At 32.3% G+C, this 22,799-nt stretch carries 15 protein-coding genes and 1 other RNA gene; 7 read left to right on the forward strand and 9 right to left on the reverse strand.

Annotation, left to right across the window (positions count from 1 at the left end):
• Nucleotides 1-59: 59 nt before the first annotated feature.
• The 9 genes from RMO70_RS11400 to RMO70_RS11440 form a co-directional block, all read right to left on the reverse strand.
• Nucleotides 60-2,159, reverse strand: a complete 2,100-nt coding sequence (locus RMO70_RS11400; RefSeq protein WP_310556558.1) for a glycoside hydrolase family 97 protein — start codon at nt 2,157-2,159, stop codon at nt 60-62.
• Nucleotides 2,160-2,348: 189 nt separating this feature from the next.
• Nucleotides 2,349-3,908: a T9SS type A sorting domain-containing protein gene (locus tag RMO70_RS11405; protein ID WP_310556559.1), complete on the reverse strand. Its 1,560-nt coding sequence runs from the start codon at nt 3,906-3,908 to the stop codon at nt 2,349-2,351.
• Nucleotides 3,909-4,062: 154 nt separating this feature from the next.
• A complete protein-coding gene (locus RMO70_RS11410; protein WP_310556560.1) occupies nt 4,063-4,917 on the reverse strand; it encodes a T9SS type A sorting domain-containing protein in 855 nt (284 codons plus the stop codon).
• A 112-nt stretch (nt 4,918-5,029) separates the two neighbouring features.
• Nucleotides 5,030-7,273, reverse strand: a complete 2,244-nt coding sequence (gene bglX / locus RMO70_RS11415) for a beta-glucosidase BglX (RefSeq protein WP_310556561.1) — start codon at nt 7,271-7,273, stop codon at nt 5,030-5,032.
• A gap of 155 nt (nt 7,274-7,428) precedes the next feature.
• Entirely contained in the window at nt 7,429-8,799 is a 1,371-nt protein-coding gene (locus tag RMO70_RS11420; protein ID WP_310556562.1) for a glucoamylase family protein, read from the reverse strand.
• Nucleotides 8,800-8,860: 61 nt separating this feature from the next.
• Nucleotides 8,861-10,282, reverse strand: a complete 1,422-nt coding sequence (locus RMO70_RS11425; RefSeq protein ID WP_310556563.1) for a RagB/SusD family nutrient uptake outer membrane protein — start codon at nt 10,280-10,282, stop codon at nt 8,861-8,863.
• Between the two features lie 4 nt (nt 10,283-10,286).
• On the reverse strand, nt 10,287-13,319 hold the full coding sequence (locus RMO70_RS11430) for a TonB-dependent receptor (RefSeq protein WP_310556564.1): 3,033 nt from the start codon (nt 13,317-13,319) through the stop codon (nt 10,287-10,289).
• A 240-nt stretch (nt 13,320-13,559) separates the two neighbouring features.
• Nucleotides 13,560-16,307, reverse strand: a complete 2,748-nt coding sequence (locus RMO70_RS11435) for a histidine kinase (protein WP_310556565.1) — start codon at nt 16,305-16,307, stop codon at nt 13,560-13,562.
• A gap of 80 nt (nt 16,308-16,387) precedes the next feature.
• Complete coding sequence (locus tag RMO70_RS11440; RefSeq protein WP_310556566.1) at nt 16,388-17,590, reverse strand: NAD(P)-dependent oxidoreductase; 1,203 nt, start codon at nt 17,588-17,590, stop codon at nt 16,388-16,390.
• A gap of 127 nt (nt 17,591-17,717) precedes the next feature.
• On the opposite strand from RMO70_RS11440, the gene RMO70_RS11445 reads away from it, so the two are divergent.
• The 7 genes from RMO70_RS11445 (at nt 17,718) to RMO70_RS11475 (ending at nt 22,792) form a co-directional block, all read left to right on the forward strand.
• Nucleotides 17,718-18,923, forward strand: a complete 1,206-nt coding sequence (locus RMO70_RS11445) for a serine hydrolase domain-containing protein (RefSeq protein ID WP_310556567.1) — start codon at nt 17,718-17,720, stop codon at nt 18,921-18,923.
• 38 nt (nt 18,924-18,961) lie between these two features.
• Nucleotides 18,962-19,358: a transfer-messenger RNA gene (gene ssrA, locus RMO70_RS11450) on the forward strand.
• Nucleotides 19,359-19,520: 162 nt separating this feature from the next.
• Complete coding sequence (locus RMO70_RS11455) at nt 19,521-20,435, forward strand: OmpA family protein (RefSeq protein WP_310556568.1); 915 nt, start codon at nt 19,521-19,523, stop codon at nt 20,433-20,435.
• 19 nt (nt 20,436-20,454) lie between these two features.
• A complete protein-coding gene (locus tag RMO70_RS11460; RefSeq protein WP_310556569.1) occupies nt 20,455-21,012 on the forward strand; it encodes a hypothetical protein in 558 nt (185 codons plus the stop codon).
• A 117-nt stretch (nt 21,013-21,129) separates the two neighbouring features.
• The gene (locus tag RMO70_RS11465; RefSeq protein WP_310556570.1) at nt 21,130-21,618 is read left to right on the forward strand and encodes a hypothetical protein; all 489 of its coding nucleotides are present in this window, start codon (nt 21,130-21,132) and stop codon (nt 21,616-21,618) included.
• A 29-nt stretch (nt 21,619-21,647) separates the two neighbouring features.
• Entirely contained in the window at nt 21,648-22,322 is a 675-nt protein-coding gene (locus RMO70_RS11470; RefSeq protein ID WP_310556571.1) for a peptidoglycan DD-metalloendopeptidase family protein, read from the forward strand.
• A complete protein-coding gene (locus tag RMO70_RS11475) occupies nt 22,319-22,792 on the forward strand; it encodes a nuclear transport factor 2 family protein (RefSeq protein WP_310556572.1) in 474 nt (157 codons plus the stop codon). Before RMO70_RS11470 ends, RMO70_RS11475 begins: the two co-directional genes overlap by 4 nt.
• Nucleotides 22,793-22,799 lie beyond the last annotated feature (7 nt).

Raw genomic sequence — 22,799 nt, forward strand, 5'->3', positions numbered from 1 at the left:
AAAAAAAGCTTTTTTGACGATTGCTTGCAATGGATAGCAGGATTTGGCTCATAAAAAAATTAATTTATAGGTTCGAAACTAATAGCAGTTCCGCCACCTTTGGCGAGATTGAGTTGTATAAAATCTTTGTTGGTAACGGTTTTTGTAAGGATTTGATAGTTGATGGGATTGGTTTTGTAATCGGCCGTTTTTCCGTCTTGGTAAATGATGGCTTTGTATTTTTTGTTAGGCGATAAAAAGTCTAAATTGATTTTTGATTTGCGCGCGTTTTCGTCGGTAATAGCTCCGAGAAACCACTTTTCTGAATTTTTATCTTTTCGAACTATGGTTAAATAATCGCCTGGTTCGGCTTCGAGGTATTTTGAATCTTGCCAATCGACTGCAACGTGTTTTATAAACTGAAAAGCATCTGGGTACTTTTCGTAATTTTCTGGCAAGTCTGCCGCCATTTGCAACGGTGAATACATGGTGACGTAAAGCGCCAATTGCTTGGCTAAAGTGGTGTGAACTTGTGTTGTTTTTGCTTTATCGTAGACATTCATTTTGAGTTCAAAAATGCCTGGTGTATAATCCATTGGTCCGCCAAGAAGTCGGGTAAAGGGTAAAATGGTTTCGTGTGCTGGCGGATTTCCGGTGCTCCAAGCGTTGAATTCGTTGCCACGAGCGGCTTCGGCTGCGATATAATTAGGATAGGTTCTGGAATATCCGGTTGGACGTGAACTTTCGTGAGAATTGATCATTAATTTGTTGTCGGCAAAACGTTGGGCTACAAAATTGAAATGATTGACCATAGTTTGTCCGTCGTGAAACTCACCACGAGGAATAATTCGCCCTACATAACCCGATTTTGCTGCTGGATAGCCGTAGTCTTTCATAAGGTTTATAGCGCGGTCAAGATGTCTTTCGTAATTGGCAACAGAACCTGATGTTTCGTGATGCATAATCATTTTTACACCTTTGGACTTGGCATACTCATTGATTTCTTTGAGTTCGTAATCGGGATATGGCGTTGTGAAATCGAAAACATTTTCTTTCCAATTGCCGAACCAATCTTCCCAACCTACATTCCAACCTTCGACAAGAACGCCATCAAAGCCGTGTTTAGCAGCAAAATCGATATATCGTTTGGTGTTTTTGGTGGTAGCGCCGTGTTTTCCGGATGGAAGTAATTCTTGCGATAGTGAGTTTTGTGCATTTTGTGAACCTGCATAATCCCAAGTGGCAATTCCGACATGCATTTCCCACCAAATACCGACATATTTCATTGGTTTTATCCACGAAGTATCTTCGATTTTTGACGGTTCGTTTAGATTTAAAATCATTTTGGAAGCTACAATTTTTCGAGCATCGTCAGCAACCATAATTGTTCGCCAAGGTGAAACTGCTGGCGTTTGCAAATAGGCTTTGTCACCAATGGCATTGGGAACTAAATGAGAAGTGAAACTGAAATTTTTAATATCGACATCTAAATGCATTACGGGATAATTGACTACTGTGGCTTCAAAAATATTGAGATAAATATTGGATGGCGATTTCATCATTAACGGCGATTGAACAATGTAGCGTCCTGCAATTGATTTAAGGGCAATGGCGTTGTTTAAATCTAATTTGTTGTTGTCAATTTCTGAGATTTTTGTTTCGCTGTACACATATTCTTGACTGTCAAAATCACCCGGAATCCAAAATGTTTTGTGGTTGTCGGTTAAATTAAATTGTGTTTTTTCGTCAGAAATGATGAAATAATTGAGGTTTTCTTGTTTGGGAAATTCATATCGAAACGCAACACCTTCGTCATAAATTTTAAAAGAAATATCAATTTTGCGTTTGGTGGTTTCTTGTAGTAAATGATAGACTACTAAATTGTATTTATTTTGAATTTCGGAAACTTCGCCTAAAACAGGTTTCCAAGGTTCGTTGACCATTTTAGTGTTTGTGGCTATTAATTTAAATCCGCTTTCTAATGAAGGTACATCTTTGAGTACAATACCCAAACCGCTATCTTTGACAACAATTTTATTTTTATAAAGTACAGAATAGGTTGGTTTTCCTTCGGATGAAAGTTGAAATTGTAAACTAATTTCCTTTGAAGGAGATTCTGTGATTTGAGCGTAAAGCATAGTGGAAATTAGTAGCAGAAAAATAGAAGAAATAGTTTTCATAATTTGATTTTTATAGCCGATAAAAATAGTGAAAATAAATTAATGATTAAAAAACCCTTCTGTTCTCAGCCAGAAAGTTTTCTCAAAATAATCAATTAACTAACTCAAACTTTTGTATAATATTGGAGTCAAAATTAAATTTAACAACATATTAAAATTTCTTGTTTCGAATATATTTTAATGGTTTTATTATTTTCTTACAATTTTAACTCTTGAATATTCTTCATTGGTATTCAGTTCTAAAATATAAATGCCAGGTGCAAACTCTTTTGATAAATCAATAGTTTGAGCTATATCACTCATTTTAGAAAGAAACATTAGTTTGCCAGTAGTGTCAAAAATTTTAATAGTAGCTCCCACATTTTTGGCTCCCAAAATATTGATTGCATCTACAAATGGATTTGGATATACACTAATTTCTTGACTAATATTCTCTGTCAATTCAATCGTACTTTCTCTTTTAAGACCAGAATTTACAGGATTGTTATAGTTAGAAAACCAATTAATTCCTAAATGTTCGGGCAAAGCTGCTAATCCGAAAAGCATCGTACTATAATCAATCGCTTGAATATAATTTGCCTTTTGTGCGGGATTTTCACGCTTGTAACGCCACAACACTTTTCTGGTAGTTCCTGGAAGTGTGTAAATACCTTTGTTATTGTTATATAAATATGTTAAAGTAGCTTTAGAATTTGAGGCATTTATCGGTATAAATCCAGCGATAATGTGTGGCGATACAATTTTGTCTGGATTGCTTTCTACTTTATCCGCAGAATAGCCACCACCAGGAATTTCTCCGGCACCAAGTCCCCACTCGTTCGTATTTGTAGCACCAGCATTCGCACAATAATTTTTATCTATTGTTAACCAATCAGAAAAATAACTCATATAGTTAGCATTGTTTTTAAAATTTCTTACAAAATAATAACAGAATTGTGGCACGAATGATGATTGCCATCCTGCTCCATCTGATAAAGTTGCAACACCAAAATAATTAGGACGCGTTACAGGTGCAGGCGCTGTTAATGGATTTGCAAAATATTTATTCCAAAAAGTTTGTGACTTTGTATACCCTGCATTAGTCGTTTTAGCATTTTTTGCTAACCAAGCCACTAACATATATTCGTTAAAAGGATTGGTAAACGAAAGTCCATTATTTCCGGATTGATCAAAAACAAGTGCAATTTGCGTTGGTTGAATTGCCTTTGTATAATCCATAGTACTCAATAAACTTGTAACTTTATTGTCTATTGTTGTGTTGGCAAAATAATTTTTACACATAATTAGTCCCATAGCAAATATGGCATTATCCATAGTGCTATATTCATAAGACCAATCGCCTTGTTGATTTCCGGTTTGAAAATTAAAATAACGAGGAAACATTCCTGCACCATTTGTTTTGCCGGCAGTTCTAAAACCAATAAACGCATCTAAAGTCTGAATTACTCGAGCATCAGTATCTTGCCAATTGCCACTGTCGCCAGTTTTAATTAACATTGCATCTGACATACATAAATAAATTAGTCCGACACCTGCAGCTGCAATACCTGCTGGTTTATCTGGTGCACCATTTAAAGCTAAAGCATCGAGGTAAACGCCGTTAGGTTTTCGAATGTTTTTGTATAACTGACTACTATTCTGAAATAAAACAGTAGTGGGCAATGCTTGTGCCATCAAAGAATTACCACAACACAACTGCAATGCCAATAAAAGCAAAATAGTTTTAAATAGGTTTTTGGTTTTTTTCATTTTTTAAAAATTAAGATTTATGATACTAATTTTAACATTTTAAAACTTGTGTAATAATGTGTATTGTAATTTTTAACCAAAATAGTTGGTTAAAATCTAAGTCAATCAATTTAAAAATTATAGCAAACCGTGCATTTTTAAATGCTTCTAATACTTAAATCTTTAATAATTTTTGATTAAAATTTTCGCCGTTTTGTGATAAAATATTTATAATATATAAACCATTACTTAAAGCCAAGGTATTTATTTGGTTGGATCCCAATTTCAAATTTTTAGATTCATAAATTTTTGCACCTTGTATATTAAAAATGCTGATAGATGCCAGGTTTTCTTCGGTAACTATGTTTAAAACAGTTGTTACTTGAGTTGGGTAAATACTAACTTTACTTTTTAGAAAATTTGAATTTACAGCTAACGAAGAATTATCTGGTGTTGGACTATTACTAACATAAATTTCATCAAAATGAATAATTATATTACCCGTATTGAGCGTTAAAGGATCTTCAAAATCTGGAAAAAATATTACAGTTGGATACACGCCTGTAGCTGTTGGAAAGTGAAAAACCATATCTTGCCAAACGCCAGCTGTAGCATAAGGTAGTGTGCTGGCTACTTCAAAATCTCCACCTGGACCGCCTTCAATTTTGAATTTAACAGGTGACAATTTTGTTTTTAAAACTTTGACGTGTACGTATTTATTTACTGTAAAACTTGGATCGGGATCTGTAATTCCAGAAAATGCAGCTGCAAAAGGTGTTGCGCTTGCATCAGTTCTTCTTACATATCTTGCCACTTTTGCACTTGTATTTACACCAGTAGCATTCGGATTATTTACTATGGTAACATCAGCAGCTGACTCGCCATTTCCGTTACCAAACACACCCATTGATGAAAGCTTATTAAAAGTACCATCTTCGCAGGTCATTAAAACTACATTTTGACAATAACCAGTCGTTTTAGTAAAAACAAAAACGGAAAACAAAACAATTTTAAGGGTAATTTTTTTCATATTGAATTAATTTAAGTTATGTGTTATTTGGGTATTAAAAATATATCAACTGGTTATTCCCAAAATATAAAAACCAACGATTGCATTTTTATCTTATGATTAATTCTATATTTTAGTTTATTAATTCGAATTCAACTTTATCTTTTGCATCAGAATTGCTTCCAACAAAAATCTCAAACTGACCTATTTCAGCTGTATTTTTCATTGCTATGTTGTAGAATTTTAAATCCTCAGATGTTATTTCGAAAGTTACAGTGCGCTTTTCCCCTTTTTTAAGATTTATTTTTTCGAAACCTTTTAGTTCTCGAACAGGTCTTGTTACCGAACCTACAATATCTTTAATATACAATTGCACTACTTCTGCTCCTTCGTAATTACCAGAATTGGTCACGTCGACACTGATTTTTAATTTTTCGTTGAATTTAATTTTTGAAGAAGAAATTTTTAAATTCGAATACGAAAATGTTGTATAACTCAATCCAAATCCAAAAGAATATAAAGGAGAATTTTCAGAATCGGTGTAGCGTGATTTGTATTTTTGTTCCGAATCGGCTGCCCCTAAATACGGTCTTCCGGTATTTTTATGATTGTAATAAAGTGGAATTTGTCCCACATTTCTGGGAAAAGTAATTGGCAATTTTCCACTCGGATTATTGACTCCAAATAATGTTTGCGCAATAGCATCGCCGCCACGAGTTCCTGACCACCAGGTTTCTAAAATGGCATCCATATTTTCATTTTCCCACGAAAGGGTCAAAGGTCTTCCATTCATTAAAACGAGTACAATTGGTTTTCCTAATTTTTTTAATTCGGCTAAAAATTCTTTTTGCAAACCAGGTAAATCGATGTTGGTTTGTGATCCTGCTTCGCCTGACATGTTTTCTCTTTCGCCCATAACCGCAACAATAACATCAGCGTTTTTGGCATTATCGATTGCTTTTTGCATCAATTCTCTTTTTGTGCTTTGTATTTCAACGCCTTCATCGAAAGTGATTTTATTCGTATCTCCTAACAATTTAGTTACACCTTCTTTGACACTTGTAGCAAAACCATCTCTGTCACCTAAAGCTGCCCAAGATCCTATAATATGAAATTGATCACTCACCAAAGGACCAACAAAAGCAATTTTTTGATCTTTTTTGAGTGGTAAAATGTTGTTGTAGTTTTTCAATAAAACGATTGATTTATTGGCTACATCTAAAGCAGCGTCCAAATATTCTGATTTGTAAATGGTTTCTTTTTCACGCTTCTCATCCGAATAGCGATAAGGATCTTCGAACAATCCTAAATCATATTTAACGTCTAAAACTCTTTTGCATGCATCTTCAATTACAGATAACGAAACTTTTCCTTCATCATACGATTTTTTTAAAGTGTTCATATAAATAGCTCCAACCATATCCATATCTAAACCAGCATTTAAGGCTAATTGTCCAGCATCTTGTTCATCTTTTGCAAAACCGTGTGCTATCATTTCGTTGATTCCGGTGTAGTCAGAAACTACCATTCCGTTGAATTTCCATTCGCCTTTTAAAATATCTCGTAATAAAAATTTACTTGCAGTTGATGGTACTCCAGAAATTTCGTTGAACGAAGTCATAAAAGTTTTTACGCCAGCATCAGCTAATGCTTTAAAAGGTGGCAAATAAGTATCTCTCAAAACTCTTTCTGACATATCAACAGTGTTGTAATCGCGTCCGGCTTCGGCAGCACCATAAGCGGCAAAATGTTTGGCGCAAGCTAAAATGGTATTTTTTTTAGATAAATCAGTCCCTTGAAAACCTTTTACGTTAGCAATTGCCATTTGGGTTCCGAGAAAAACATCTTCACCCGAACCTTCTGAAACTCTACTCCAACGTGGATCACGAGCAATATCAACCATCGGTGCAAATGTCCAATGAATGCCACTTGAAGAAGCTTCTTCGGCTGCAATTCGTGCTGCTAATTCTACTGCTTTTGGATCAAATGAAGCTGCCATTCCAAGATTTATTGGAAAAATAGTTTTAAAACCGTGAATAACGTCGTGACCAAAAAGCAATGGGATTTTGAGTCTTGAATTTTCTAGATTTATTTTTTGAATTTCGCGATTGTTGGCTGCTCCGGTTGCGTTTAAAACCGAGCCAACTTTTCCTTGTTTGATTCTTGAAATATAATTATTGCCTGTTTTTGGACCGGTTGTAGTTCCATCTGAAGTAAATTGAACCAATTGATAAATTTTTTCATCAACTGTCATTTTTGACATCAACTCGGCAACAAACTCTTTTTTAGACTTTATGACGATTTTGACTTCTTTCTTTTTTTGACTGAAAGAAAATAAAGAAAAAAATAAAAATAGGATTGTTAGGCAGTTTTTCATAATTATTTTATTGTTTTCTGGAATATACATAGCTATATCTAGTTGTACAACAGAAATTATTTTGATTATAATTGCATCACTTATTTATATATCATCAACTCGAAAAGGATGATAAACTCAATTTATAAATAGAGTGTTGTTTTTTTTAAAATTTATTAAAAACCGTGTTGTGTAGAAGTAAATCCTAAATTGATAAGTCCTGTTTTAACTTCTGGTGCCTGCATAAACAAATTCCAAAGTAATCCAGTTCTATAATTTTCGATCATTGGTACAATTGTTCCCTGATCGATTGCAAGATATCTTGGAGTAACCCAATTGAATTTTGGAGAAAACGCATCATAAGGCCCAGCAATTCCTACATATTGCGCTTTCTTTTCATCATACAAAAATCTAAGAAATTTCATCGATTCGACTGGTGTATATGGAAAAGAAGATAACGCAGCAGTTGGTGAAATAACACCAGTATCATTATTAGGTTGATGCGCAGTATAACCAGAAGTACCGTCGGGATTTCGTGTATAACTTGCAGTTAAACCCCAACATTTTTCTGAATATCCAGTAAAATTTTGTGGATTTGCAATGCAATATTTATTCATTATTTTAGTATGATTTTGAGTTAATGTCCAATAATTAGCATATTGATCAGACAAACCTCTAGGATCTAAACCTAAAAATGAATAATGCGACCAAAACATAGGTCCAACATTTCCTGTTGCTCCGTTATAGTTTAGAACTACGGGAATTCCGTATTGGGAATTACCATTTACAATAGCTCCGTTTCGAGCCCAACCTTGATTGTATGCTTGAGAAGTGATGGGATGAGTTGGTGATGCTGCACCTAACGTATAAGCCAACAAACATTCATTATAACCTTCAAGTTTAAAATTCATTTGCCAACCAAAGTTTGGAGACCAATGCCAATATAGAGCATTTTCGCCTTTAGTATACCAATCCCATTCAACACCTTTCCATAAAGTATCTGCTTTTTGTGCCAATGCTTTTTCTTGAACAGTACCATTTTTAAAATATTCTCTTAAAGTAATTAATCCTTGACACAAAAATGCTGTTTCAACTAAGTCGCCGCCATTATCCATAGGGCTAAAAGGAATTACATTACCATTATTTCCATCCATCCAATGTGGCCAAGCACCATGAAATCTATCTGCATTTTCTAAGAAATTTAATGCTATTGTTAATCTTGATACAGCTTCTAACCTCGGGATAAAGTTTCTTTCGATTCCAGTTATTATTGTCATTAATCCAAAACCAGATCCTCCAGTTGTAACAATATTTGCATCTAAACTTGTATTGTCAGTATGGTATCTTTCTCGAGCTAATTTTGAATTAGGCTCTGCAAATTCCCAAAAATATTTTAGTGCATCTTTTTGAGCAAGATTTAAAAGTTCTTCATCAGAAAGTACAACAGCTGTAAGCGGTGGTGAAGGAATTGGTGTTACTGTAGCTTTTTCATCGCTAGAGCCACAACTTATAAATGATAAAAAAATAATTATAATTAACTTTTTCATACTTTTAAATATAAAGATTACAAACCTTACTTTAATTTATAAAGTAAGGTTTTTTAATAAATTAATAATTTGGATTTTGAGCTAAAACACCGTTACTTAAAGAAATAGATTCAGAAGGAATAGGAAAAACTTCATTTTTACCTGCTGTAAATCCTAATGGTCCAAAAACTGTGGCACCTCTTCCTTGGCGAACAACGTCTAAAAATCGTTCACTTTCCATTGCGAATTCTGCTCTTCTTTCGTTCCAAATAGCATCACGAAGTTGGGTTTGTAACAAGCTTCCTAATGGTGTTAAACCTGCACGAACTCTTACTTTATTAACAGAAAGTAACGCTTGAGGAATATCATTTAGCTCATTTGCAGCTTCGGCATTCATTAACAAAATGTCTGAAAATCTCATAATTCTTACGTTTTGTTCTGAACCTTCTGCACAATTTCCGATTTGTCCAGATGGCACATATGATTTTTGATTGTACATTGGATTGTCTCCTATAACAGCAATAAAATCGCCTTCGGGAGTAGTTTCACCACGGTAAATAATAGTTGCATCTCTACGTAAATCGCCGCTTTCATACGAATCGGATAAACTTTGTGTTGGCACATTAAATCCCCAACCGTATTGTCCTCTTACGCCTTGCACCTGAGAATATTGAGAACTTGAAGCATCACAATTTCCTGAGATAAAAGTGGCTTGCGTTTCAAAAATGGATTCTACGCTATTTTCATTAGCAATTCTAAAAACACTGTTGTAATTTGGTAATAAATTATAACCCATTCCGATTACTTCGTTGGTTGCGCTTAGAACTTGTGCCCAATTGCCGAGATACATATTCACTTTTGCGATATAGCCTTTGGCTGCTCCTTTAGTAGCTCTTCCAATATCAGAACCACCATAATTCATTGGTAAATTTTGGGCTGCAAAATCTAAATCTGCTAAAATAAAAGCATATACCTCTTCTTTAGAATTTCTTGGGATGTTGTAATTTTTGTCGGCCGGCAATCCATTAAAAATAGGAACACCACCAAAAGTACGTACCAAGTTAAAATAATGATGCGCTCTTAAAAACCGAGATTCTGCAATTAATCTGGTTTTGAGTGTTTCGTCCATAACAATATTTGGAATATTGGTGATGGATTGGTTGCACAAATTGATTCCGAAAAACTGACCTGACCAATAATCGTTGATGATAAATGCCGAAGGCGTGTAAGCAAAATTGTTGATGTCATTAAAGAATGCCGCATCACCTGCGGAACTTCCTTTTTCGGCATCATCGCCTGCAATAGACAAAATTAGTGGTCCAAAAGCTGCTAATCGCCAAGCTCTTAAATTTCCATAAGTGGCATTAACCGAAGCTACTGCATCTTCTTGAGTCTTAAAAAAGTTTTCACTTTCGATTTTATCCTCAACTGTAGTTTGAAGAAAATCTTCGTTACAAGAACTTAAAATTACTATACTAAAAAGTACAAATACTATTTTTTTCATATTATTAAAAATTAAAATTAATACCAAAACTATATATCGCTGAAAGTGGATACGCACCATTATCAATTCCTAAATTTTCAACACTTTGATTTCCTAATTCTGGAGAGAAACCATTGTATTTAAATGAAGTGAAAGGATTTTGTGCGCTTGCATACACTCTTAATTTTTGAATTTTTACGCGAGTTAAAAAAGCTGATGGAATAGAATAACCCAATTGCAACGTTCTGATTCTAAAATAATCGCCTTTTTCTACATAAAAAGAACTTGGTCTTGACGACGATTGATCAGAGTTTGCTGCCGGATAAGTGTTGCTCGGATTGGTTGGAGACCAATGATTGTCTACAAAGTCTTGATCCCAATTTTCATTTCCAAAACGTAAATTGCGGTTGAAGTTATAAATTTCGTTACCTGCAACCCCTTGAAATTCTGCTGCAAAATCAAAGTTAGCATAGCCTAAATTCAATCCAAAACCATAGGTTAAATTCGGAATTGGGCTTCCTAAAAAGGTTTTGTCATTATCGTCAATGCTTCCATTGCCGTCTAAATCTTTAAATTTAAAAGCTCCCACTTTAGAATTTAAAGCAGTTGCTTCTGCTTGAGTTTGAATAACACCATCCGTTTGAAAACCGTAGTAGGCACCAATTTCTTCACCGACTTGGTAGCGTTTGATGTTGTTTCCAAACAATCCTGGACCTGTGTTTAAAAAAGAACCTCCTAAAACCTCAGTAATTTGATTTTCGATTGTTGTGAAATTTCCGTAGAAACCATACGTGAATTTGTCGCCGATTTTATCATTCCAGGTAGCAGAAAATTCTATTCCTTTATTTTCGAATGAACCTGCATTGGTAAATAAATTGCCACCTAAACCAGACGTTGGTAAATTAGTAATACTTAAAGTACCATCTTCGGTAACTTTTTTGTAGTAACCTGCTTCAACAGACAAACGATTTTGTAAAGTTTTCAATTCAAATCCGATATCTGTACCGGTAGTCACTTCCCATTCTATTGTAGGGTCTATTAATTGTGTTATAGAAATAGAGGTGTTTAACTGAGACGGATTTCCGAAAAAGGCAGGTGCTTGAATAGATGCAATTGGATCAAATTGTCTTATTATAGTTGCATTACCTAATTCTCCCCAGCTTGCTTTAATTTTAAAGAAATCTAAGCCAGTATTTTGCATAAAATTTTCTTTGCTCACTACCCAACCCAATCCAACTGATGGAAAAGTGGCCGATTTTTGGTCGCCATCAAAATTAAATACCGAAGCACCATCACGGCGAACTGTAGCATTTAATAAATATTTATCGTTAAAAGCATATTGTATTCTTCCAAAATACGATTGCAGTCTTATTTCACTGCCTTCAAGACCTGATTCGCCAGGTCTTTGTAGTAAATTAACTAATCCAGTTCCTAAATTCAAATACAACGTAGCATCACTTCCGTTGAACGGAACATCTATAGCTGAAAAAGAAGAATTTCTAGACTTTGTTATTTGTCTACTTGCTCCAGCTAAAGCTACAACTCTGCTTTTTCCAAAAGTTCTACTGTATGTTAAAGTATTTTCAAATAATAAATCGTCAACTGTAGAGTCTGATTTGGTGAGTCTACTGTTTAAAAGTGTTGTTGAGCCAATTGGAGTGTTTTCAGGCGTATAAGAATATGATGAACGAGTCCTGAAATCTCTTGACATGTTTACTCTATAAGTCAATCCTTTAGCAAAATCGTATTCTGCAAAACCACCAATTATAGTTCTAGTTTCGTCCGTTTTTCCTCTAAATAAATCTAAAGCCAAACGGGGATTGTTGTTTCCTGCAGTACCTAAACCTGCTCCAACTGGTGTTGTTCCGTAACTTCCATCTGAATTATAAACGGGAATTACTGGTGGTGTGATGCGTGCTAATTGAAATGGAAAACTAGCATCGTTACTATCTGTTTTAGTGTATACCATATTTCCACCTAATCGAAACTTGCTTGATACATCAAAATTTCCGTTTAAACGAGCGGTAATTCTTTTAAAATCTTCGCCAGAACTCACTCCTTTTCCTGCATTAATTAATCCGTCTTGAGTAAAATAACCAATTCCCATTCCGTAATTGGCTTTTTCTGACGATCCAACCATTCCAATATTATGGGAATTTATAACTGAATTTTTTCTTAAAACTTCGTCAAACCAGTTGGTATCGGCACCATTAAATTGTGCTAATGAAATTGTACCTATTGGTGCATTTGTGTTTTGTTCAAATTGAAGTTTTTCGTTATATAATCTTACATAATCAGCAGCATTAGCAAATTTAGGGACATTGGTTGGTGTTTGCACTCCAAGGCTAGAATCGTAATTGAAGTTAATGGTTTCATTACCTGATTTTGATCCTGTTTTGGTTGAAATAATCACCGCACCACCTGCCGCTCTAATTCCATAAATTGCTAAACTTGAAGCATCCTTTAGGATACTCATCTTTTCAATATCGTTTGGATTGAGATAATCGATAGTGTTTGTAATAACACCATCGACAACATAAAGTACTTGACTTCCAGAAATACTGCCAATACCTCTAATAGCAATATTAGGTTGCCCATCAGGATTTCCGGAGTTTGTAATGATTACACCCGAAACTTTTCCTTGCAAAGAGCTTATTGCGCTTGTGTTGGGTCTGTTTTCTAAATCTTTTTTGCCAATTACTGCAATTGCTCCCGTAATATCGGCTTTCCGTTGCGTTCCATAACCGACTACAACTACTTCGTTTAAAGAAGATTCTTTGCTTTGGGTTAGAGTGACTGTCATTGGTTTTGCCGCTGCTGTTGCAGAAAAATCGTTAAAACCAATCATCGAAAATTTTAGTTCTTCTCCTTCTTTGGCATTAATTGAAAAATTTCCATCAAAATCAGCAATGGTTTGTGTGTTAGATGTTGGCGCTAAAATGATAACGTCAGGTATGGCTTTACCATCTTGATCTAACACTTTTCCTTTTATAATTTGTCCACACATTAAAGCTGGCATTAGTAATAATGCTAATAAACTTAGAAAATGATTTCTCATAAAATTTGATTTGTTGAATTAGTTGGCACTAAAGTATATAATTACAACGTTGTAGTATGTTAAAAACTAACACTACACGAGTACATCAAATTAAAATAAGATTAATATATATGAATGTTTAAAAGAAATTGTGAGTGTTTATTAATAATATTAAAATAGGACTTGATGTAATAATGATGTATTAGAATAATACAATAAATTAGATTTAAAATTAAAGTATCTTTAAAAAAAATACTAAATTTATATTGAAATCATAAAATTTGACAACGAGTCTTCTTGACGAAGCCCTAATTTTTTACGCAATCTATATCGATGTAATTCTACACCGCGAAACGAAATATTCATTAAAGGGGCAATTTCTTTAGAAGACAAATTCATTTTTAAGTAAATACAAAGATTGATGTCTTTTGAGGTAAGATTGGGATGTTTTTTAGACAAATCAATGATAAATTTATTGTGGATTTGATTTAGATTATTTTCAAAGATTTTCCATTCATTTTTGTTTACTGCATTTATTTTAATGCCTTTTTTGATTTCACTTTTGAGTTTATCAATATCTTTTTCTGTTTCCAAAATTTGTTGGATATTTTCAATCATTTCATTTTGCTTTGCAATAGAGAGTGATTTTCCTACTACTTCGGATGCTTTAGTTTGAATTTCTAATTCTAAAATATGTTTTTGATATTCTTGTATATTGAGTTTATTTTCTGCTTTTAATTGCATTTCCAATATATTTTTCTGATGCCGTAATTCTTCTTCTTGTAATGCAAGTTTTTGATTGTATCTTATTTTATTCCATTTATAATATAAATAAAGAATAGTATTTATTGTTAAAAAATAAACTATAATCATCCAAAAAGAAAAATACCAAGGTTTTGCTACTGTAAATTCAAAAGTTGAAACCATATATAGTTTAGATCCATCATTAAAATATACTGAGACTTTATGCAATCCACTAGATAAATTATTAAAAGTTAAAGTACCTTCAAACGTGGAGATAAAATTTTTATCTCCATCAATTGTATAAAATAAGTTTGGTTTTGCATCACCATACAAACCCGAAATAATGTATAGCTTTAATTCTGTATTATGTTTGATTTTAGATCGATTTGTAATAAATCTATTTTCATTGTGAGCCTCTACTTTGATAACTGGAATAGAATTATTATTGTTTTTTCTCAATTGCAAAGAAATAAAACCATCATCAAGATTTAAGAGGTATTTATTTTCGTTTCGAAACAATCTCAAATTATCATTTATTATTTTTCCTCTATAATATTTTTCTTGAATAAAATTCCAAATAAATTTATTTCCAGAAGTTCTAATCATATAAAGAAGATTTGATTTAAGCACTAAAAAATTACTGTCATCAATAGCTATGATATCTGAAATATTTTTAAAATGGTCGTTGAACAGTTCGTTTTTCTCTAGTAAGTTTGTGATTGAATTGTATGTATACCATATATTATCGAGTAGAAAAATAATCTCATTCCTAAACTCAAAAATTTTTACACCAAAATCATTGGTTATATTGTTTTTTTGAGCAATATTTTCCAATTTAATTTTTATGTAATTTTCATCGTATAAAACTTTATACAAACCTCTATAATTATCGGCAGCCCATACTTCATTTATTTTATTTTGAGCAACATATCGAATAGGTTTGTAAAAATCTTTTAGTTGAGTATGTTGAGAAAAATCTTTTTCAGTGTGATAGACTACTACACCACTGTATGTTGCTTGTAAAAAATTAGAATTCAAATTACTTTTTGTGAAATTCCATCCTCCACTAATAGAATTAATTTTTTTCAATATGTTATTTTCATACAAAAAAGTGCCTTCACTGTGTCCAATTAAGTATTGATTTTGAATTTTACTAATATTCCATGCTTGACCCTGAGAATTAGGAAGCAATGACAGTTTTTTATTTTCATATTTAAAAATACCATGATTTGACGCCATCAAATAACCTTTTTTAGTTGATGCTACCGAATAAACCGAGCCTAAAACTCCAGAATTATCATAAAAAATGGATACTGGCGAATTGATTTCGATATGAGCAATTCCATTATCTAATCCCAACCATAAATTTTTTTCCGAGTCAAAACCTATACTTAAAATAGAATTGTTTATTAATATATTTTCTCTGCTAATGTTTAAAAATGAATTATCATTTATATTAACAGTATAAACTCCTTTACTAGCGGTTCCAATAATGAGTTGATTTGGGTTTGCAAATTTTGCTACATTAATAATAGCCGTTTTTAGAGTACTATTTAAAGGATGATTCCATTCTTTTATTCCTTCATTATCTGCTATAAAAACACCTTTTTTTTGAGTAAAAATATATGTTTTATTATTTTTGGTTTCTATAGAATGTACAATGGTATTATCCAGAATATTCCAGTTTTTAATTTTTTCAAAAAAAATTCCTTTCATTTTGTATACTCCATCAGTTGTGGAAGCAAGAATCAATTCACCATTGACCTGAAAACAATATGATATTTGAAAAGGTAATATTATTTTAGTAATTTCTTCTTTATGTAGAATATAAATCTGATTGAATGATTGAAAATAAACTTTAGAGTTGACAGTAAATATTTTCCAGATTTCTTCATTTCCATTGTCAGTAAATAATTTTTTGTCTTTTGAAATAGAAACATAAATCATTTTACCTTTTTCTCTAAACCAATAACCAAATTCTTTATAAGAGCCTGAATAAATCTTGTTACCATCAACATAAACAGAACGAATTATAGTTTTATTGGGTAAAGTGTATTTCTCCCATTTTACACCATCGTATCTTAAAAAATAGTGGTTATTTGCAAAATACATAGCTTTATCTTTGCCTTGAACTACATCCCATATTTGATTGTCGCCTTGGTAATTGTATTTGTTATAATTATCAACAAATGGTAACAAATCTTGTGAATATCCAGTGAAGGAAAGAAAAAAGAAAAATAAAAATTTTAAAACTTTAGATTTCAAAATGTAAGATTTATTATCAAATATAATCACATTTTTAATATAATAAAAAAGTTCTAATCAAAAACTAGAACTTTCTAAAACTATTTACCTTCTACATAATCTTTCAAATAAGAAAACCTTTCCGTTAGTTTTCCATTTTCGGTAATTTTTGCTCGTTCCAAAATACCCTCTTTATCCTTGTTATAAAATGCTGGAATCACGTGTTTTAAAAACATTTCTCCAAAACCTTCGCTGGAATCTTTAGGCAATTCACAAGGCAAATTATCAACAGACATAACAACTATAGCACCTGGATGATTATAATCGACTTCTTTATGCGCACTTGGCAAATAACCAAACAAAGGTTCTGCAATTGTCGAAGCACGAAGTGTACAAGCAATTGGTCCTTGAACATCACAGGAAATATCAGCCACGACTTTGATTTTGTTGCTAGCCGATTTTAGCATTTCTTGCGTTAAAATTACTGGAGCTCCATTTCCGTAGAAATGCCCAGCCATAAAAATATCCGAAACTTTGGTAAATCGTTCAAAATTGGAAGTGTAATTTACTGGATTGGTATAAAAATCTTTTTTATCAAAAGGTTTTCCGTCAATACGCTTATTATAATCATCTATATCAATATGAGTATAAACGGGTCTGTCGTAGTTTTTAGTTAGATAATCTTCTATAGAAACCTCTTTCAGTTTCATAGCATCAAGCATTTCTTTGGCTCCAAGACCTACTTTTCCGTGACCTGACAACACTATCTTAATATTTGGAAGTACATTTCGTTTTAACCTTTCGACTAAGGCATCTTTGTCTTTTAATGTTTCGGCTTTGGCCAAATTGAACAATTCATATTTGATACCAAAAGCACGAATTCCATTATAAACGCCTACAATTCCTGCATAACGACCAAAACCAATTAGTCTATTATTATTTGCATCAACGATTGTTTCATGATCGAACAATTCGATATTTTTTTCCAAACAAGCAATTAACAATTTTCGGTTAAAGGATTGCTTTTTTATAGTATGCGAAAAGAAAAAATATTTTTTGTTTGGAATTAATGCTTCAACTGGAACTTCTTTGACCCCAATTAACACATCACAATCCGAAACATCATCCGTTACTTCAAATCCCAAATCACTATACTCATTGTCTTTGAAAACTCGTATATCTGACGATTCTATTTTAATTTCCGCCTCAGGAAAATTAACTTTGAGTTGAACTAATTCCGTTGGTGAGAAAACGACACGTCTGTCTGGTGGATTTTTTCTTTCTTTTATGAGTGCAAACTTCATTGTAATGCTTATTTCTTAATTTATTGCAAATATAACGTAATAGTGACGGTAAACAAGATAAAAAAAAAGTTGAAACCTATTTTGATTGGTACTTTCTTTATTTATATTTGCCTATAACTAATACAAAATGACTTCAAAAAATAACACCTCTATATTTCTATTTTTACTAACTGTTTTCGTATTTTTTTCATGCAAAAATGATGTTGTTAAAATTAAAACAAAAGAAGAAAGTAAAGTAGGTTCCTTGTTCACAATGCAGCCTTACGAGCTTAATTTTCCTGAAATAAAAACCTCCGAAAAGAAAAAATTACAAAATACGATTCAAACTTTCTATAACGACAATTACATTCCTAATGATTTTTCTGGTAGCTTTCTAGTGGCTAAAAATGGACATGTTGTTTATGAATGTTATCGTGGAATGTCAAATTTTGAACAGCAAAAGGCAATTACAAAAGAAACGCCACTTCACATTGCTTCCTTGAGCAAAATCCTAACGGCGACAGCACTATTTTTGCTAATTGACTCAAAAAAAATAACTCTTGACCAAAAAGTCAATACAATTCTTGATGATTTTCCATACCCAGAAATCACTATACGTACCCTTTTAAACCACAGAAGTGGCTTACGCAATTACAGTTATTTTACAGATAAAAAAACCATTTGGAATCAGAAAAATACGTTACAAAATAGTGATTTAATTACTGTGATAAATAAAAATAAAATTGATTTAGAATATAAGTCAGACACCCATTTTAGTTATTGCAACACCAACTATGCCTTTCTGGCATCGATTATTGAAAAAATAACTAAAATGAACTATACTGATGCTATGTCAGAACTTATTTTTAAACCTTTAAAGATGAAAAACACCTTTGTTTTTGATTTAAAGCATAAAGATACCGTTAGTCAATCTTACAAAGGAAATAAAGTAAAATATGGATTCAATTACCTTGATGCCATTTATGGAGACAAAAACATTTATTCCACACCTAGAGATTTACTGAAATTCGATTTAGCAACCTACAATCCAAACTTTTTAAACAAAAAGTTAATTGCCGAAATCTATAAAGGGTATAGTTATGAAAGTAAAGGAACACGTAATTATGGTCTAGGTATTCGAATGATGGAATGGGAAGATGGCAAAAAAATGTTTTACCACAACGGATGGTGGCATGGAAATACTGCATCCTATTTCAAATTGAAAGATGAAAAAACAACATTAATATGTATATCAAACAAATACACTCGTAGCACTTATAAAATAAAACTACTTTCCAGCTTATTTGGAAAATATCCTTATGAATTAAAAAGTAAAAATGATAGTTTGGAATAAAATTTGATATAAAATGATTACTTTTGCATTCCAAATATGGGGTCGACTGGTTTTGACAGCAAGTCGAATTGAATTGTAAGCATGTTGAGCATTGAGGTGTTGCTCATTAATATAATGTCTCAAAATTTTACACGGCGAAAATAACTACGCTTTAGCTGCTTAATCCGAATTATAGTACGATTTGCCAAGTCTCTACCAGGTAGAGAAGCTGGATTCTCCTAGAAAGCCTTGGTTTATGGCGTTTTGTTCAGGAGAACCGTAAAAGTAAACCTAGAAACGGTAATGTTTTAAATCCGTTTTGACATTGATAAAACTAAGCTTTGTGTTGCTGTTCTTGGCATAGCACACGGTCGAAAATCTAATCAAGAAATAAACATGTAGAAAGCTCTTTAGTTGCTTGTTTGGACCCGAGTTCGATTCTCGGCGACTCCACAAAAAATAGCGTAAGCCTTAATTTAATTAAAGCTTACGTTTTTTTTATATGGACTGATACTTCTCTTACCAAAAACAAAATGAGTTAACAAATTAAATTTCAGCATTTTATAATTTGTTAATTATTTTTCACTAAATTTGATAATACTAAAAAACTTACTAATTATGTCAAAAAGAACACTTTACTTCTTAGGCATTCTAGCAACAATTGTTATTGGTACTTATTTGTACTATAAATACTGTTGCAAAGATTGCTGTAAAGAACAAACCGAAAAAACGGTTCAAATCCTAACAGATAATACAGGAATGGGAGACTACAACATTTTTAATTTAAGTGGAAATGATTTTAACTACACCTGTCACGATAACTTCAGGTTTTTGTCAAACAATTTCAAAAACATTCAACCTATTAACGATTCTATAAACGTTGGTATTGAACAATTGAAATCTTATTTTGATAAAAATGCAACAGAAAAACTGGTAATTACTGGTTATGCTTTAAATACTGAAAAAAATACTTCAGCCTATCCAAATCTTGGAATTGCAAGAGCCAATGATGTCAAAAATTATTTTGTATCTAAAGGCTTTACTGCCAATAGATTTGAAACATTAGGAGAACTTCGTGATGTTTGGAAGGTTGAAAATGATACTGTGCTAGGAGCGGTAGATTTTAGAATCAAACAAGGTGAAGAAGTTGCTACAGAAAAACCGGAAGATTGGAATGCTTTGAAAGCAAAAATAAATGCCAATCCATTGATTTTATATTTCAATACCAACCAATCTGAAATAAATTTAACACCCAAAGAACGTCAAAAAATTGCAGATTTAAGCACTTACCTTGATAATGTTCCCGAAGCAAAAATTAGCTGCGTTGGTCATACTGATGGAACAGGGAATAGAGACACTAATATACAATTAGGGCAAGGGCGTGCAGATTTTGCAAAAGAGTATCTTTCAAAAAACGGAATTATATCAGATAGAATTGAAAGCTCCTCTAAAGGTCCCGACGAACCAATTGCAGCTAATAATACTGCTGAAGGAAAAGCTAAAAACAGACGAACTGTCGTAAACTTAAAATAACAAACTAAATCAAAATATTATGAATATATGTTTATTAATACCAATATTAGTAGGGCTTATAAGTGCACTTTTGGGATATTTATTAGGAAAATTATCTAGAGAAAATAATAATGAAGGCAACTTAAATCTCCAAGCAGATCTGGAGGCTTGTAGAGCTAATAGTTCAAAATTAAGTGCAACTATCTCGTCATTGCAAGCAGAAATTGATGGGTTAAAAGCTAAAGGAAATACTAATGTACAATCATTTGCATCTGCCCCAAAAGCTGATACTTCATCCCTTTTTGATGCAAATCTTGCAAAATCAGTTTATGGCAAAAAAGTAAATCAAGATGATTTAAAAATTGTTGAAGGTATAGGTCCAAAAATTGAAGCATTATATCACAATGCTGGAATCAAAACATGGAAAGCGCTCTCAGAAACCCCTATAGAAAAATCTCAAGCCATACTTGACGCAGCTGGTGATAGATACACAATTCATAACCCTGGAACTTGGGCAAAACAATCTTTACTAGCCTATCAAGGGAAATGGCAGGAATTAAAAGACTGGCAGAATACTCTTGATGGAGGAAAAGAATAAATTTTGTATCCTATAATTGAATCCTATCTACTTTAAAAATAGCTGGGATTTTTTATATCAAATAAATTAAAAACAAAGTCATTATACTAAAATCAAGAAAAATAAGTTTTTATAGTTATGAAATGGATACTAACATTACTACTCCTAATTTGCCTTTCCTCTTGCAAGAGTAAAAAATCAACTGTATTGAGTAAAGAAGAAGAAAAAAAAGAAATTGAGGATAGATTTACAGTTTTGAAAATCGAAAACGAAGAAGAATTACTGCTAAAACAAAATAGAGCCATTTCATTGGGTAAAAGACTTTTAGAAAGCTGTAACAATTCAAAATTTACACCCTTCACTACAAACGAAGCAACAGAAACTGTAATAGCAAATGCAACTAGAGAGAACATAACAAAAACCTGTCAAAAAATAAACCAACGCAATGGGAAATTCATAGATATAAAGTTGCTTGAAACTCTTAAAGACAATATTAATGATGAGATTATTTTTAGGTTTGACATCCTTTACGAAAAAAAATTATTCAAACGTGAACTCAAAGTTATTGTCAATTCTGAAAACAAAGTTACTTCCATAACTACCAAAGAAATTTCTAAAATTTTCTGATTTTTGTTTTACTTTTGAAATAAAAAAAAATGAAATCTTTTGAAACTTTTTTGCAAAATATTCCAAACGTAAAAGTATTAGATGACACAATTCAATACAATGATTATATCGGTATCGATTTATCGATTTCGAATAGTGCTTTTACTACATTTAAAATAGATACTTCAAAAAAATTTGAAAATCATATAGACGCTTATTTATCAAAAAATAATGCTAAAGTAGCCTTTGGAGGCTATAATGAAACAAGAAATTTATACCAACGAAGTACTATTTTTAATGATGAAAAATCTGAAGAACGTAATATTCATATTGGTTTAGATTTATGGATAAAAGCTGGAACACCAGTTTTAGCTGCTCTTGATGGCAAAATACATAGTTTTGATTATAATACTGGTTTGGGTGATTATGGCCCAACAATTATTCTGGAGCATAGTATAGAAAACGTTAGGTTTTATAGCCTATATGGTCATTTGTCTATTGAAAGTATTGAAGATATAGAAATTGGGGATACTGTCAAAAAAGGCCAGCAAATCGCCACTCTAGGTGAGGCTAATGTCAATGGTGATTATGCTCCACATTTACATTTTCAGATTATTAAAAATATTGAAGATTGGTTTGGCGATTATCCAGGAGTATGCAGTCAATCTGATTTAGAATATTATTTAGAAAACTGTCCTAATCCAAATTTATTACTTAAAATATGAATCCAAACGAACAATTAATTCACAATTTCTATACTGCCTTCGGTAAAAATGACATTCAAAAGATGTCTGAATGTTATCATAAAAACATAGAATTTCAAGATCCCGCTTTTGGGGTTTTGAACAAAAACGAACCTGTTGCTATGTGGAAAATGTTATTAGAAAAAGGCAAAGGAAACATACAAATTGATTTTTTCGATGTTAAAGCAAACGAGAAAACAGGTTCTGCGATTTGGGTTGCTAACTATATTTTTAGTCAAACAGGAAGAAAAGTAGTTAATAAAATTGACGCCAAATTTGAATTTGAAGATGGATTAATTATAAAACATACGGATAATTTTGATATTTACAAATGGTCAAAACAAGCGTTAGGTCTTAAAGGTTTTTTGTTGGGATGGACGAATTTTATGAAAAATAAAATTCAGGAAGGTGCTAAAAAATCATTGAAAAACTATATTGAAAAGCAAAGTTAAAATTCAA

Source organism: Flavobacterium sp. (assembly GCF_031422135.1).
Lineage (GTDB): Bacteria > Bacteroidota > Bacteroidia > Flavobacteriales > Flavobacteriaceae > Flavobacterium.